A 14,411-nucleotide genomic window follows, 5' to 3' on the forward strand; every position below is an offset into this window, starting at 1 on the left:
TATTGAAGATCATGTATTAGTGATAGACAGGGAAGATACTCATATAATCTCTGAACTAATGTTTTACATCTACCAAAATAAAAGCCAAGTTGAATTTATTACCGACAACTCGCGAGACTTCAATAATGATGATTCTGCGTGGCTTGAAAATCCAGAATTAAAACAGATAACTATAATTGCCGCTAATTCATTCTACTCTAAGATTTGTAAATAAGATTAAAAAAATTTTATTTGAATATCGTCTGCGCTTTTCTGCTGTAGCTCAGCGGATCTTTCGCTTTAAGAATTTCAAGAATTGTTGTGAAAGGCAGCAGTTCCTTATTTATTTCTTCAAACAGCTTTCTGCCTCTTGCTGTCAATGAAAGGTTCTTGTTTTTGTAGCTGATGATCTTCTTCTTTTCCAGAGTTTCAAGATGCTTGTACAATGTCCTTTCATCCCTTTCTGTGATGTGGGCTTTCTTGATCAGGTCAATAAAAACAGCTTTGGAAATCGCAATCTCCAATGGCTGCTCTTTCAGCTTCTTATTCGCCTCAAGATACCAGCTGCCAAGAGAATACAAAATGAATTGCTGTTTTTTTGTTAGCGCCATAAACCCCCTTTATCACAATCAAGCATCATTTATATTTAAATTTATCTTTTCCTTATAAATAGCTTTAAATAAGCCAATGCATTCATTCTGAGTTAATGAGATGAAAAAAGGTTTTTCGAAAGCAACAGATGATGTAATCAGGAAGTCAGACATAGTTCTGGAGATATTGGATGCAAGGTATGTTTCCGAAAGCAGAAACCTTAAGACTGAGAACAAGATAAAGTCATACGGAAAAAAGCTCATCTATGTTGCAAACAAATGCGACCTTGTTGATAAGGATGTCATTGAAAATCAAATGAAGGCGCTGAAGCCATCTGCCTTTGTTTCCGCTAAAAAGCATTACGGAATGACTATTTTAAAAAGATTAATAATCAGGGAAAGCAATAACATGGCTGACCCTAAAGTTGGCGTAATAGGCTATCCGAATGTCGGAAAAAGCTCAATCATCAATATGCTGAAAGGCGCAAAAGCAGCGATTACAGGCTCCATGCCAGGCATTACAAGGGGCCTGCAGCTTGTCCGCGCGGGAAAGATCATGCTTATCGACGCCCCGGGCGTAATCCCTTTCTCAGAGAAAGACCCGACAAAGCATGCGCTTATGGGAGCAAAATCTTTTGTTAATTCTGAAGACCCGTCCCTTGTTGTAATGGATATCATGAAAGAAAGGCCTGGCCTGATTGAGTATGCTTACGGCGTTGCTGTTAGTGATGACAAAGAAAAAACACTTGAAGAGATCGCACTGAAATCAAATTCAGTTATCAAAGGCAATAAGCCAGACATCAACAGAATTTCAAAAAGGATTCTGATGAGGATTATGAAAGCAGAGATAAGGATTTAAAGTTTTTATTTTCTTCCATATTTTTCTCTAAGGGTTTGTTCCCAACCAAAGATTTTTAAAAGAAACTTTTCATGTTCTTTAAACTTCTCAATCAACTTAGAATTTATTTTTATTATCTTAAATGAAGTAATATTCACAAGAACTATTTCATTCTTATTACTCGTCTTTTCATCAAGTTCCCAATGAGCCACAGCATTTCTTACTTGCTGTATAAATCTTAAAGCTTCTTTTGTTTTTGCATATCTCTTCAATTTTTTGAAGTAAGGAATTTGTTCATATAATGAAATCTTTTTGTCAAAACTAAAGTAAGGTGTTTCTAGGATATGATAAAGAAAATCTGATGCTTGTTGATTAGTTTTAGGGAAAAAATATGTTCTTAGATTCCAAGAAAGAGCAGACTCAATTACAACCGAATCTGAAAGAATAGTTCCTCTAATTTGACCTAATTTTTCATTAATCTCTTTGTTATACATAGTATAAGGAATAATGTCTTTATGTTTATAAATGTTTATGAGGAAAAGCTAAGTGGATAGATAGTTCGGTTTCCTAAAAGAAAATCATTTAAGCTTTTTCTTGATATCCTTATTAAAAAAGTATATCGCTGCTGTAGCTATACCTCCGATAACTGCACCGACCCAACCTAATCCAGCACCAATAAGTGTCTCTGTAAGGCTTTTAGCTACTAGAGCAATCAATACAATAAGAACCATGCCTATAAGGATATACTTAGCAAGACCCACCATATTTTCTATTTCTTTTTCAAAAGCCATTTTTATACCCAGTATAATCAGATAGATACTGCTTCTTTATAAATTTATTTATAAAGGGAAATATAGTTCGGTTTCCGAAAGATGTATATATCCCGAAAAATTAGTAGCCCCGGGCGGATTCGAACCGCCGTCTCAGCCTCCAAAGGGCCGAATGATTGACCGCTACACTACGGGGCTCTAAGCTGAAAGAAATCAATTTTGTTTAAAAATGTTGTTGTTTTGCAGAATGAAAAAGATTATAAATAACAGAATAATTCCCTCTTGAATGGTCGGGGGAGGAACAAGTGAAATTGTGGATTTAGTAACAACAAGCAGAGAATTAGAAGATATAATGATAAATGAATTCCCCGGTAAAATAACCGAAGAACAGCATAAAGTAGATATAAGAAATCAGCTTTACCATTTTTATTCACTTACCAAAAGAACACTATTAGATTTTTTAAAGCCATATAAGGGTAAATACGAGTACTGTGTTGAATATGGCGGCCATTTAATAGAAATAAGCTTGGTCAGGGTCAGAAAGCATTTTTGTAATTAGAGCCAATATAATTTAATCATTTCTTCTTCCATAAAATGCATCTTAGAGGGAACAATCAGGCATTGCAGCCCTTCCTTAAACTTGTAATTCATGAGCTCTTTCGCAGTTCCTGATTTTATTTCCTGATCCAGGCTGCCGAGCTTAACGCATCCTACACACAAACTCTTTTCACTGAAAACCTTCTCATTCCTTCTCAGCTCGACTTTGAGCAGATATCGTATTGCATCATTAATTGTCATGAACTTATTCTCATCAGGCTTCAGGTCAAGCAGAAATAAAGTATGCGCATTTATTGACCTGTTCCCTTTCAGGACATCATAAGGCGATTCAACATTTTCATTGCCAAACGGAATGCTTGTTGTTTTCCCGAATTTATACAACTGCAATCCGGTAACTCCTATTGCTGCAATAGCTGATGCATTGTGAACAACATGGCATTTTATATTCTCTTTTTTTGCCCTCAAATACAAATCAATATGAGTTGTCGCTGCAAACGGATCTCCCACAACAAGAAATGCAGCAGTTTTAGTCTTTGCATTAGCTAATATATCATCCGGTGTTTTTTCAACCATTTCTCTGGTTGCAGGGGTTATTTTCTTGCCATAATACTTTTCCAAAATAGTGTAGCTCTCCAAGTAAACAAAATCTGCTTTCTTGATTATCTCCAGCCCTTTGACTGACACGTCTTTCTCGTCATTCAGCCCTAATCCGATAAAGTATAATGCCATATCGTTATTATTCTCAGCTATTTTTTAAACTTATTGGAAAAAATATATGCGTTGTAGTGTTTTTTTCATAACTTATTTTCCTATTTCTCATAATTCCTCTCAATCAACTTGTAAAGCCTCATGATCTTAGAATCGGTAAATTCTTTAACAAGAGCAGTTCCACTAAATATAGATATGCCGAACTTATGATGAGAAACTGCCTTTCTTACAGCAAAAAAGGAATTGGCATAATTAATCCTGCGTTCATAAGAAATTTTGGTTTGCATGCCGGAACTTTTACATGTGTATGCTTTTACAGTCAATTCGTGATCAAGTACAACTGTGTTTGCCATATTAATGCTGCTCTGCGAACAATGCACGGTGGGAAGTTTTTCCCAATCAGTTGCCTCTTCTGCCAAAAGCAACACTTCATTCAAAGACAGTTCGTCAATCTTCATGCTCCGTTGGTGTAAAACTTGAATTTATAAATATTCCTTTTATTTGCTTTAAAACCGCAATAAATAAAAACAGCACGGCAATATTCAATAGTTATGTGCGGCATTATCGGAGTGTTCGGAAGGAAGAATGCAGAAGATCTTGTAAGTAAAGGCATGCTTGTTTTGAAGAACAGGGGCAAAGATGCAAAAGGCATTTATGTTAAAGATAACGGCTGTGTCGGCCATCTTCTTCACTCCATTGTCGGATTTGTAAAGCAGCCTTTAATAGGCAAAGGAATTTTTGGCTCTAACTGCGAGATTTATAACTGGAAAGAATTGAACAAAAAATACAGTTTAAACGCAAAAAATGACTCGGATCTTATTTTTAAGCTGCTGGAAAAAAGGGGTATTGAAAATATAAAAGATATTCTTGAAGAGCTTGACGGCGTTTATGCCTTTTTTTATTGGGCAGGAAACAATGTTTTTCTTGCAAGGGATATAATTGGGGAAAAGCCGGTATGGTTCTCAAATACAGGTGGATTTGCATTCGCATCTGAAAAGAAAGCGCTTGAAAGATTAGGCTATTTGGATATTGTTGAATTAAACCCTAGGCAGATATTGAAATACAATATAAAAGAAAACAGCATTCAGCCCATAAACAGTGATTTTTTCAGGATAGAGCCGGAAATAAAAGACAAGATAGAAACAATAAAAAACAATGTAAAAAGCCTTTTGATTGATGCAGTTGAAAAAAGAATCCCTGAAACAAAGTTCGGCTTATTATTTTCAGGCGGCCTTGATTCTGCAGTCATAGCCTGCATTTTAAAAAAGCTCGGTAAAGAGTTCAATTGCTACACATCAGTATTGGAAGACAATGAGATGAAGCAGCCGCATGACTTAATTGCTGCAAAATATGCTGCAGATGCCCTTGGCTTAAAATTGAATGTTGTGAAAATAAAATTGGATGATGTTGAAAAATACCTGAAAAAAATAGTCCCGTTGATCGAGGATTCAAATGTTGTTAAAGTCGGCGTTGCATTGACTTTTTTTGAAGCGTGCAGACAGGCAGGAAAAGACGGCTGCAGGGTTGTTTTCTCTGGCTTGGGATCAGAAGAAATCTTTGCAGGCTATAAAAGGCATAAGGATTCAGCAAACATCAACAAGGAATGCCTGTCAGGTATTTTAAAGCTCTATGAAAGGGACCTTTACAGGGACGATGTGATAACAATGTCCAACAACCTTGAGCTTAGGCTGCCTTTTCTGGATAAAAAAGTAGTCAGCTATTGTTTAAAAATACCTGGAGAATACAAAATAAAAAATAACCAGGAAAAATACGTTCTAAGGCTGGCTGCGAAGGATCTCGGATTGAAAAGAGAAATTTACGAAAGAAAAAAGAAAGCAGCCCAGTACGGCTCAAATTTCCACAAGGCAATTGAAAAGCTCGCAAGAAGAAATAAATTCGGATTAAAATCAGATTATCTGAGGCAATTCTACCCGGGACATAACTTAAAGCTAGGCGCATTAGTGAGCTCTGGAAAGGACAGCATCTATGCCATGTATGTTATGCTTAAACAAAATTACAAAATTGGGTGTATAATAACAATAAAAAGCAAGAATCCTGATTCATTCATGTTCCACACGCCTTCTGTTGATTTAGTCAGGCTGCAGGCTGAGTCAATGGGAATTCCTTTGGTTGAATTTGGAACAAAAGGCGAAAAAGAAGAAGAATTAAAAGATTTAAAAAATGCATTAGATATTGCAAAAAAAGAGCACAAAATAGAAGGCGTTGTAACAGGCGCGCTTTATTCAGCTTATCAAAGAGATAGAATTGAAAAAATCTGCGATGATCTTGGATTAAAAATATTCTCTCCATTATGGCACATCAGCCAGGAAACAGAGCTGAGAGAAATACTGAATGCAGGATTTAAGTTCATATTGGCGTCTGTTGCTGCTGATGGCTTGGACAAAAGCTTCCTCGGCAGAATAGTTGACGATGAATTTGTAGATAAATTGAAAAAAATAAGCGAAAAAAACAAGATGAACATTGCAGGAGAAGGCGGAGAATACGAGAGCTTTGTTGTTGACGGCCCGATTTTCAATAAAAAAATAGAGATCATTGACTCTGAAATAAAAGAAGAAAGCAGGAATACTGCAAAGCTTATAATAAAGAAAGCTGAATTAGTTGGAAAATAAGCCTATTGTTCGTCTTTGTGGTACAAATCCAAGAAAAGCACTTTATTTTCTTCTTTTATGTATAAATAAGACAGCCTAAAAGGATGCACATAAACCTCTCTAGTGCCTTTTCTGTCATATTGCATTGGTTTGCCCACTTCAGGATTCTCTCTGATTTTTGAAAATTGCTTTATTATCTTCTCTTTTAATGACCTATCCTTAATCTTAGAAAAAATCTCCTTAAAATAAGGATGAAATGTAGCACTTACCATTTTTCTACTTCTTTTAAGAAATCGTCAAAGTCCATCTCTATAAATTCTCCCCTTTCATATCTCTTCCAAGCTTCTTCCGTTCTTCTGGCAAATTCCAGATCCTCTTCAAGATTTTTATCCAGATCGCTTGCTTTTTCCATAATAAACTGGTGGTTGTTTTTTATAATGACCATCTTTTCTCCTTCGTTAATGCCTTCCCTCATCTCAGCAGGTATTACGATCTGACCTTTCGAGCTCATTCTTGTTATGGCAATGTCCATTTATATCACCTAGTAAGATTAATCTTACATGATATATAAACTTTTCGGTTTTTATTTTATTATTTCTTCAAAGGCAGATAATTGATATAAGGCTCGTAGTAGATTATAAAAGAAGAATAGTTTTTTATCAAATCTGAAAATTTATACCTCGATTCTCTCATAATGTCATGGAATTCTTCATTTGACTTGACCATAACCTCGAACTCAAGCTCTGCAATGCCTACTGCTTTAGTAATGTAAATGGTGCTGTTTAGCGATTTCAAGTAATATATTAGTTTTGAGATGTCCTCTTTCGATATGTTTGTCAAATTCAGGAAAACCTTATGATGCGTGTAGCCCAATTCCCTGTGGTTCAACTTTACATTAAATCCGAGGATTATTTTCTTTTTGAGCAGATTGTTTATTCTGTATTTTATGACTTTTGGATGTATCTTTAGTTCTTCTCCAAGCTCTAATAAGGATTTTCTTGCCCCCTTTCAGGTAAATTGTTTAGAGTTCGCCTATGGCCGCAAGTATTTTCTCATGACCTTTTATAAGCTTTTTGAATCGTTCTAGCTCTTCTGCGACTATTTCAAATCGTATTTTATCGCTTGAATTCTCTGATTTTGCCATTTTTAATCCACTCATTAGATTTAATATAATGCCTACACCTATTTAAATGTTTATTTTTAGAATGTCTTTATTTATCCATTCAATAAAGTGGGTTAGAAAGGAGAAGCATAAGAAAGAACAACGCTCTGTTGCTCCTCCTTTCTGATAGCTTTAGGTGATTCATACACGGAGGTGTTCTGAACGCCTATACTATAATATGATGAGGGGTTTATAAATACATTATGAAAGGCTGGTAAAGAACAAAAATACGCAAACTTTATAAAGGGCAATTCTCAAGCAATATTGATGGCTTTGGTATTCAGTTTGGAGTGGTTTCAGGGCATTAACTTTTTATTCGAATTATTCGCCTTAATCAGCACATTATTGGTGGCTTTCTTCAGCTACAGGGTTTTCAAGTACACATCGCAGAGAAAATACTTCCATTTTGCTTTGGCCTTTTTCCTTGTTGCGGCTGCCTTTTTCCTGAAGATAATCTCAAGCATAATAGTTTATTCAGGAGAGCAGCAGCTTCAGACAATCGGCGCAGCAACCTTGACAACATACAACATTTATTATTTTGAATGGATCCAGTCAAGCGGATTCTTCATTGCAAGATTCGTAATGCTGCTTGCATTCCTTCTTTTATTTATTGTCAATTTCAAAGTGAGAAGCAGAGTTGTAATGCTTCTTTTGATGTACCTTGTATTTGTTTCAATATTGGCTCGCGACTCATACCTCATATTCCACGCCACGCTTTTTGTTATTCTGCTTCCGCTGGCTTATTATTATTTTAAGAATTATTTAAAAAACAGGAAGCTTAGCTCAGCCCTTGTTCTCAGCTCTTTCTTCCTCATGCTTATCAGCCACCCTGTTTTCTCTTTCGTATTGCTCTATGACAAGCTTTATGTTGCTGCCGAGTTCATACAGAGCCTTGCATTTTTAATCTTGCTGCTTACAATTTTAATACCCGGGTTCAGAAAATGAGCGCCAGAAGAACAAAGATCGAGATAATCCACGACATTCTTACTTCTATCCAGCAGAAAGGCGGCAAGATAAAGCCAACTCATCTTCTGTACAAATCAAACCTTTCCCATAAGAAGATGATGGAATACCTTGGAGAATTAATGGCTAAAAAAATGGTTGAGGAAATGTTCGAGGGCAAGGACAAGAAATATATCATAACAGAGGAAGGCCTGAAGTACATATTCGAGTTCAAGAAGATCAAAGAGTTCACTGATTCGTTTGGATTGTAAAAGGTAATCAAAATGGTAACAACTGGTTTTGATGGATTGTTTATAGTGGCAATGATATTCTTGATATTAACCCTATTTGATGCTGTAATGAAAGGCATTGGAATGTGGAAAGCAGCTAAAAACAACCATCTTGCATGGTTCATCTGCATCTTCATTTTCAACACGATCGGAATACTGCCGATAATCTACCTTGCAGCTTTTCAGCCGAAGATGAACGGGAAAAAAGGCAAAGATAAATGATGCTGTTCAACTTGAGATTAAAAAGGAGAAGAATAAACTATTTGTAAATGGTAGAACAAAAACCAGATATTAAAAAAGTACCCGAAGGAAAGTTATATGAGAAATATGTAGGCCAGTTATTTGAATTGGCAGGTTTTGATGTAGATGTAAATACTGGGTTTTTTGATAAAGGAGATATAAAACATCAAATAGATATTGTAGTCGGATCAAAAAATCTTGATAAGCCCATTTTCATAGAATGTAAAAACGTAAGCGCGGATAATTTTAAGAAAGAACTAATCGATGCTTTCATGGGAAAATTATCTGATTTGGAGGGAGAATATTCAAAAGCGTGTTTTTTTGTTCATTTGGAGCGCGATAAATGCGACAAGACAGAAAGCGAAGAAACACTTAAACAGTACAGGCAGTATTGCAAAAGAAAAGGCATTGTTTTCTTTGATGAGTCTGACTTTAAAAACTTAAGAAAAAAAGTCAAAGAAATTGAAACCAATAAAGAAAAACAAAGATATATTCTAAGATCCTTAGAAACGAATTATTCGGGAACTAAAGGAAATGTTGGTGCAATAATCTTGATTGTTTTGGGTATCTTGACATTACCAATTATTATTGGCATAATACCTCTAATAATAGGTGTCATTTCCTTGGTTAAAAATAAACGAAAGCTTTATTAAAACCAAAGTATTTTTCTCATAATTAATTTAACTAGCGGGGTGGTCAAAATAGCAAAGCAAAACAATAATGGCAATTCAAAGTCTGTCTGCAAGCCAATAAAGATGAGTTTCTGGAAGATCTTATTAAGCGGAATTTTATTTGCAGTAATCGCGCAGATAGTCCACACAACAGGCGCATTTTTAACAATGAGCTATTATACTGATACGAATTACTTTGCAATATGGAGCAAGATAATGATGCCAACTGCTGCTCCGCCAGGCTGGGAGTTCTACGCCTATGCAATTGGATTCAGCATAATAACAGGCATTCTGCTGTCAATAGTTTATGTAATTGTAAGCTGCTGTTTTACAGGAAATGCCTTTAAGAAAGGGGCGCTATATGGAGTTTTATTATTTTTAGCAGCAGGCATACCCTCAGCACTCTCGCTTTATCTGCTGATAAGCCTGCCTCTGGCATTAATTATAAGCTGGGCAATTGAAGGGCTTATTGCATATTTAATCGGAGGAATCATAATAGCGGCAATAAACAAATAAAGAGGTGGTGAGAATGAATCTTAAGGGAACAAAAACAGAGCAGAATCTTTTAAAGGCATTTGCCGGAGAATCACAGGCAAGAAACCGATACACTTATTTTTCTTCTGCTGCGAGAAAAGAGGGATTTGAGCAGATCTCAGCAATATTCGCAGAAACAGCTGACAATGAAAAAGAGCATGCAAAGGTTTTCTTCAAGTATCTTGAAGGCGGATCAGTTGAGATCACAGCAGCCTACCCTGCAGGAGCAATAAAGGATACAAAGCAGAATCTTGTGGCAGCTGCAGATGGCGAAAGGATGGAATGGGGAACTATTTATCCTAACTTTGCAAAGATCGCTAGGGAAGAGGGATTCTCGGAAATAGCAAGTTCTTTTGAGGAGATCATAGAAGTCGAGAAATTCCATGATGCAAGGTACAGGAAGCTGATCAGCAATGTTGCAGGCAAGGAAGTTTTCAGGAAAAGCTCATCTGTGAAGTGGCACTGCAGGAACTGCGGCTATATTTTTGAAGGTAAGGAAGCCCCAAAGGAATGTCCTGCATGCAAACATCCAAGATCGTTTTACGAGATCCTGGCTGAGAATTATTGAATTGTCAAGGGATGTTTTGAGGAAAATAAAAGAAGATGGTAAAGCTATGGCGATGTGAAATTTGCGGGGATTCGTTCATAGCTGATGAGCCAGAAATATCCCCTTCTGCGGCGCGCATAAAGGCTTTGTTAAGGAAGCAAAAGACGCAAAAGTTGATTTTAATGTTGAATTGAATGAAAAAGAAAAAGCAAATGCAGGGAAAGCATTGGAGCTTGAAATTTCGAATTCAGAATTTTATTTCTGCGCTGCAGAGAAAACTGACAATGAAGAAGATAAGCCATTATTTAGGGCTTTAGGCGGGGTTGAAGCAGAGCATGTTTCTATTTGGAGGAAAATATTAAAATTAGATAAAATTAATCTTGGAAAAGGCCAATGTTCCGAATCAAATATAACCAATTTAGAAGAAAGCCATAACAGGGAAGAGATGGCAATTAAATTTTATAGGGAAGCAGTAAAAGAATCAGAAAATGCATTTGTAAGAAAGATATTTGGCGCTTTAGTTCAGGTAGAGAACGATCATCTAAAGCTTGCTGAAGAAAGGCTGAAATGAAAGCTGATCAATTTTCACTACTTCTTTGCCTGTGAGTTTAGGCAGTTTTGTCAAAGAACTACACCTCTAACTGTTGCACACCCACAAATTGTTCAGAAAGTTCGAATTTTTGGTCTGCTGCTAAATATGCTTTAATTGCTTCTTTCGTTCTATCTAAAAGCCGATCCATGCTTTTAGCTTGCGTATGGCAGCCAGGCAATTCAACTACCTCAGAAACCAGCCACCCTTCTTCATCCTTTTCTATTATGACTGTGTATTTTTTGACCATATTATTAGATAGGCTTCCTTATTTATAAATCTATCTACAGATTTTTTGATTTTTATGCTCGGGATAAAGCCTTAATATGCCCTCTTCATCCGGAGTGCAAATTCCTCTTTCAGTAATCAATCCGGTTATCAATCTTGCAGGCGTCACATCAAAGGCATAATTCTTTGCACGGCTATGCTTTGGTGTTAGCAACACTTTTGTAATTTTTCCATCTTCACTTAATCCTGAAATAAACTTGACTTCTTCAGAGCCTCTTTCTTCTATTGGAATTTCTTTAACTCCATCGCGCATTTTCCAGTCAAATGTTGAAGATGGCAAGGCAACATAAAACGGCACATTGTTATCCTTAGCAGCAACTGCCTTAAGATAAGTTCCTATCTTGTTAGCAACATCCCCTGTTCTTGTTACCCTGTCAGCACCTACAATAACCATGTCAACCAAGCCGTGCTGCATCAAATGACCGCCTGTATTGTCTGCAATTATCTCATGCAAAACCCCTTGCTGCCCAAGCTCCCATGCAGTCAGTTTTGCTCCCTGATTCCAGGGCCTTGTCTCATCAACATAAATGTGAATAGGTATTTTTTTCTCAAAAGCCGCGTATATTGGGGCTGTTGCAGATCCATAATCAACAAAAGCCAGCCATCCTGCATTGCAATGTGTGAGTATATTCGCCACAGCTTTTCTCCTGCTTATTTCCTCAATTATTTTTAAGCCATGCTCACCTATCCTTCTGCAATATTCTGCATCTTCATCTGCAATTTCATTCGCAACCTTAAGCGCAATATTGATCTTATCACCAACTGAGTCTGCTTTTTTAATATTGGCTAATTGCCTTTCAACAGCCCATGCTAGATTTACTGCGGTTGGCCTTGTTGCCTTAAGCTTCTCTCCCGCATTAAATAAAGAATTATCAAAGTTATCTTTTGGAGATTCTAAAGCTGCAAGATACATGCCATACCCGGCAGCAGCTCCAATTAAACCTGCGCCTCTGACATGCATATCCTTTATTGCTCTGGCCGCGTCATCTGCAGAAGTTAAATCCTCAACAATGAATTTGTGCGGAAGGCTCCTTTGGTCAATTATCTGTATTGTCTTTTCATCTCTTTCTTTCACCCAGATAGTGCGATAATGCCTGCCATCTACATTCATGATACCCCCTCTAAAATAGAGAGAAAAAACATTCTATTAATAAATTTATCCAAAATTCAAAATTAAAAAATTTGCCTTCATCGTTTATATTGTTGGGGGTGGTATAAAGATGAAGGCAAGAAGTTCTCACATAAAGTGAGCGTGAAATAAAAAAAGACAAAAACTTGCCTTTTGTCTTTAGTTTATGATCTCTATTCCCAGCTCTTCTGACATCTGCTTTGCCTGAGCAGCTTTCTGCCTGTGATCAACCCTGCCAAGCACCCATGGCGATTTGACGCCGGTTATTATTGTCATCACTGTTACTTTTCCTTTCATGCTTTCGCTGACTCTTGCTCCCCAGATCACATTTGCATCTTCATCAAGGCTTTCAGTTACCAATTCTCCAATCCTGTTTACTTCTTCCAAAGTCATATCAGAGCCGCCGGAGATGTGTATCAATGCGCCTGTTGCGCCCTCATAGTTGATGTCAAGCAATGGGTTTGACAGTGCTCCCTTGACTGCTTCATCCACTCTGCTGTTTGTATCAGATGCGCCTACTCCGATTACAGCTACTCCGCCATTCTGCATTATTGCCTTTACATCTGCATAATCCAGGTTAACAAGCGAAGGGATTGCTATTGTCTCAACTATTCCTTTGATCATTGTTGAAATCAATTCATTTGCCACTGCAAATGCCTGCTGTATTGGCAAGTTGCCTGCAATCTGAACCAGCCTGTTGTTGTCAATAACAATAACTGTGTCTGATACCTGCCTTAATTGCTGCAGCCCAAATTCTGCTTTGTCAACTCTTGCCCTTTCAATCTTGAAAGGCATTGTAACTGTTCCGATAACAATTGCGCCAGTGTCTTTTGCAACCTGCGCAACCACAGGGCATGCTCCTGTTCCTGTTCCACCGCCCATTCCTCCGCATACAAAAACCATGTCAGAACCTTTCAATGATTCTTTTAGTGTGCTTAGGCTTTCCTGCGCTGCTTCGGCTCCTTTTTCAGGAAATCCGCCGCATCCAAGCCCTCTTGTTACATCTCTGCCAAGCAGGAATTTTCTGTCAGATTCACTGATATCCAAATGCTGCTTGTCTGTGTTGCATGCTATTATCTCCGCTCCCTTGATTCCCTTCTTGTAAAGCCAGGAAACCATATTGTTGCCCGCTCCGCCAACACCTATTACCTTTATGTTCGCTTGCCCTACTTCTACGTCCGTGTACCCTAGAGAAGCTGCTTTTGCTCCTTCCACAATAAAATCCATTGCTCCCATTTTTAACCCCCTTTTTGTTTTTATATACTGCAATATAAATATTCCAATTACGAAATATTTATATTTTAGTTCGTTCTTGATCCTCCTTAGAAAACGTTTTTACATTTGCGCCAACAAATGTATGCCAAAAAGCGTTTCGAGTGTTAAATCGTCCGTTATCGTCGAGAAAAGTTACACCATAACTAGTTTACGCCAATAAACTGAGTTAATTTTTATACTTCTGTATAAACTTATATTTAAAGATTTCTAAAGTAAAAAATATATTTTGCATTACAACAATCAAAATCCTGCTTTTCATATAAAAAACAAGAAGCTACCTTGAATAAATTATCTTCTTTTCACGAGGGAATAAATTCATATCGCTCATCTGGGCATATTGCTCAGGAGTTAATATCAAGTATGTTATTGTGAAACTATATTTTTCCTTGATATTAGTGCAGATCGCCTTTATCCCGTCTGAATTTATATTCGTTCCTATTAATAGAATGTTCGCCTTGTCTTTTCTGTCTTCGCCATGCAGAATAACTGATCTGATGCCTTCTATTTTCTTCATTTCATCGACGAATAAATCCAAAACATGCTTCTCAATTTTTATAAAGCCTTCAATGAATTTTGTGTCGTCATTTTCATTCAATTGGTATAGCTTGAACCTGCTCACTCTCACTTCTTTTATAATATTAAGGCCTAGTAAATGCTTCATGATCCTGAAGCACGATGCAACAGGCACTTTA

At 36.9% G+C, this 14,411-nt stretch carries 23 protein-coding genes and 1 tRNA gene; 10 read left to right on the plus strand and 14 right to left on the minus strand.

The annotated features are described in order from the left end of the window. Positions 1 to 227: 227 nt before the first annotated feature. Positions 228 to 590 (minus strand): hypothetical protein, encoded by a 363-nt coding sequence (locus tag HYU07_05820; GenBank protein ID MBI2129728.1) that lies wholly within the window; start codon positions 588 to 590, stop codon positions 228 to 230. Between the two features lie 100 nt (positions 591 to 690). Here HYU07_05820 and HYU07_05825 point away from each other — a divergent pair, with 100 nt between their 5' ends. Continuing rightward, complete coding sequence (locus HYU07_05825; GenBank protein ID MBI2129729.1) at positions 691 to 1,428, plus strand: 50S ribosome-binding GTPase; 738 nt, start codon at positions 691 to 693, stop codon at positions 1,426 to 1,428. Positions 1,429 to 1,433: 5 nt separating this feature from the next. Here HYU07_05825 and HYU07_05830 read toward each other — a convergent pair whose 3' ends face one another. The 3 genes from HYU07_05830 to HYU07_05840 all read right to left on the minus strand — a co-directional run bounded on the left by HYU07_05830 (position 1,434) and on the right by HYU07_05840 (position 2,375). Continuing rightward, a complete protein-coding gene (locus HYU07_05830) occupies positions 1,434 to 1,901 on the minus strand; it encodes a hypothetical protein (GenBank protein MBI2129730.1) in 468 nt (155 codons plus the stop codon). A gap of 84 nt (positions 1,902 to 1,985) precedes the next feature. Then, the gene (locus HYU07_05835; GenBank protein MBI2129731.1) at positions 1,986 to 2,198 is read right to left on the minus strand and encodes a hypothetical protein; all 213 of its coding nucleotides are present in this window, start codon (positions 2,196 to 2,198) and stop codon (positions 1,986 to 1,988) included. Between the two features lie 104 nt (positions 2,199 to 2,302). Further along, a tRNA-Gln gene (locus HYU07_05840) sits at positions 2,303 to 2,375 on the minus strand. Positions 2,376 to 2,463: 88 nt separating this feature from the next. On the opposite strand from HYU07_05840, the gene HYU07_05845 reads away from it, so the two are divergent. Next, positions 2,464 to 2,736, plus strand: a complete 273-nt coding sequence (locus tag HYU07_05845) for a hypothetical protein (GenBank protein ID MBI2129732.1) — start codon at positions 2,464 to 2,466, stop codon at positions 2,734 to 2,736. Here HYU07_05845 and dph5 read toward each other — a convergent pair. Both dph5 and HYU07_05855 read right to left on the minus strand, forming a co-directional pair. Beyond that, positions 2,733 to 3,464, minus strand: coding sequence for a diphthine synthase (gene dph5, locus HYU07_05850; protein MBI2129733.1), 732 nt, complete (start codon positions 3,462 to 3,464; stop codon positions 2,733 to 2,735). The two genes, HYU07_05845 and dph5, sit on opposite strands and share 4 nt — an antisense overlap. A gap of 80 nt (positions 3,465 to 3,544) precedes the next feature. After that, positions 3,545 to 3,901, minus strand: a complete 357-nt coding sequence (locus HYU07_05855) for a hypothetical protein (protein MBI2129734.1) — start codon at positions 3,899 to 3,901, stop codon at positions 3,545 to 3,547. 93 nt (positions 3,902 to 3,994) lie between these two features. On the opposite strand from HYU07_05855, the gene HYU07_05860 reads away from it, so the two are divergent. After that, positions 3,995 to 6,073: a diphthine--ammonia ligase gene (locus HYU07_05860; GenBank protein MBI2129735.1), complete on the plus strand. Its 2,079-nt coding sequence runs from the start codon at positions 3,995 to 3,997 to the stop codon at positions 6,071 to 6,073. Between the two features lie 2 nt (positions 6,074 to 6,075). Here HYU07_05860 and HYU07_05865 read toward each other — a convergent pair whose 3' ends face one another. The 4 genes from HYU07_05865 to HYU07_05880 form a co-directional block, all read right to left on the minus strand. After that, the gene (locus HYU07_05865; GenBank protein ID MBI2129736.1) at positions 6,076 to 6,324 is read right to left on the minus strand and encodes a type II toxin-antitoxin system RelE/ParE family toxin; all 249 of its coding nucleotides are present in this window, start codon (positions 6,322 to 6,324) and stop codon (positions 6,076 to 6,078) included. Further along, positions 6,318 to 6,584, minus strand: a complete 267-nt coding sequence (locus HYU07_05870) for an AbrB/MazE/SpoVT family DNA-binding domain-containing protein (protein MBI2129737.1) — start codon at positions 6,582 to 6,584, stop codon at positions 6,318 to 6,320. The genes HYU07_05865 and HYU07_05870 overlap by 7 nt, the downstream gene beginning before the upstream one ends. Positions 6,585 to 6,643: 59 nt before the next feature. Then, the gene (locus HYU07_05875) at positions 6,644 to 6,940 is read right to left on the minus strand and encodes a hypothetical protein (protein ID MBI2129738.1); all 297 of its coding nucleotides are present in this window, start codon (positions 6,938 to 6,940) and stop codon (positions 6,644 to 6,646) included. Positions 6,941 to 7,073: 133 nt separating this feature from the next. Beyond that, entirely contained in the window at positions 7,074 to 7,211 is a 138-nt protein-coding gene (locus HYU07_05880) for a hypothetical protein (protein MBI2129739.1), read from the minus strand. A 270-nt stretch (positions 7,212 to 7,481) separates the two neighbouring features. On the opposite strand from HYU07_05880, the gene HYU07_05885 reads away from it, so the two are divergent. The 7 genes from HYU07_05885 (at position 7,482) to HYU07_05915 (ending at position 11,009) form a co-directional block, all read left to right on the plus strand. Then, the gene (locus HYU07_05885; protein ID MBI2129740.1) at positions 7,482 to 8,159 is read left to right on the plus strand and encodes a hypothetical protein; all 678 of its coding nucleotides are present in this window, start codon (positions 7,482 to 7,484) and stop codon (positions 8,157 to 8,159) included. Next, positions 8,156 to 8,428: a transcriptional regulator gene (locus tag HYU07_05890; protein MBI2129741.1), complete on the plus strand. Its 273-nt coding sequence runs from the start codon at positions 8,156 to 8,158 to the stop codon at positions 8,426 to 8,428. Before HYU07_05885 ends, HYU07_05890 begins: the two co-directional genes overlap by 4 nt. A 12-nt stretch (positions 8,429 to 8,440) precedes the next feature. Further along, the gene (locus tag HYU07_05895; protein ID MBI2129742.1) at positions 8,441 to 8,668 is read left to right on the plus strand and encodes a hypothetical protein; all 228 of its coding nucleotides are present in this window, start codon (positions 8,441 to 8,443) and stop codon (positions 8,666 to 8,668) included. A gap of 47 nt (positions 8,669 to 8,715) precedes the next feature. After that, entirely contained in the window at positions 8,716 to 9,339 is a 624-nt protein-coding gene (locus HYU07_05900; GenBank protein MBI2129743.1) for a restriction endonuclease, read from the plus strand. A gap of 39 nt (positions 9,340 to 9,378) precedes the next feature. Next, positions 9,379 to 9,873, plus strand: coding sequence for a hypothetical protein (locus tag HYU07_05905; GenBank protein MBI2129744.1), 495 nt, complete (start codon positions 9,379 to 9,381; stop codon positions 9,871 to 9,873). A 13-nt stretch (positions 9,874 to 9,886) separates the two neighbouring features. Next, the gene (locus tag HYU07_05910; GenBank protein ID MBI2129745.1) at positions 9,887 to 10,459 is read left to right on the plus strand and encodes a rubrerythrin family protein; all 573 of its coding nucleotides are present in this window, start codon (positions 9,887 to 9,889) and stop codon (positions 10,457 to 10,459) included. A gap of 169 nt (positions 10,460 to 10,628) precedes the next feature. Next, positions 10,629 to 11,009 carry a ferritin gene (locus tag HYU07_05915; GenBank protein ID MBI2129746.1) on the plus strand — a complete coding sequence of 127 codons (381 nt, stop codon included), beginning with the start codon at positions 10,629 to 10,631 and terminating at the stop codon, positions 11,007 to 11,009. A gap of 58 nt (positions 11,010 to 11,067) precedes the next feature. Here the strand turns inward: HYU07_05915 and HYU07_05920 are convergent, their stop codons facing one another. The 4 genes from HYU07_05920 to HYU07_05935 all read right to left on the minus strand — a co-directional run bounded on the left by HYU07_05920 (position 11,068) and on the right by HYU07_05935 (position 14,380). Next, the gene (locus tag HYU07_05920) at positions 11,068 to 11,277 is read right to left on the minus strand and encodes a type II toxin-antitoxin system HicB family antitoxin (GenBank protein MBI2129747.1); all 210 of its coding nucleotides are present in this window, start codon (positions 11,275 to 11,277) and stop codon (positions 11,068 to 11,070) included. 30 nt (positions 11,278 to 11,307) lie between these two features. Then, positions 11,308 to 12,426 (minus strand): S-methyl-5-thioribose-1-phosphate isomerase, encoded by a 1,119-nt coding sequence (gene mtnA / locus HYU07_05925; protein ID MBI2129748.1) that lies wholly within the window; start codon positions 12,424 to 12,426, stop codon positions 11,308 to 11,310. Positions 12,427 to 12,603: 177 nt separating this feature from the next. After that, on the minus strand, positions 12,604 to 13,671 hold the full coding sequence (ftsZ, locus tag HYU07_05930; protein MBI2129749.1) for a cell division protein FtsZ: 1,068 nt from the start codon (positions 13,669 to 13,671) through the stop codon (positions 12,604 to 12,606). 322 nt (positions 13,672 to 13,993) lie between these two features. Next, entirely contained in the window at positions 13,994 to 14,380 is a 387-nt protein-coding gene (locus HYU07_05935; GenBank protein ID MBI2129750.1) for a hypothetical protein, read from the minus strand. Between the last annotated feature and the right edge of the window lie 31 nt (positions 14,381 to 14,411).

It is taken from the genome of Candidatus Woesearchaeota archaeon (genome assembly GCA_016180285.1).
GTDB lineage: Archaea > Nanobdellota > Nanobdellia > Woesearchaeales > JACPBO01 > JACPBO01.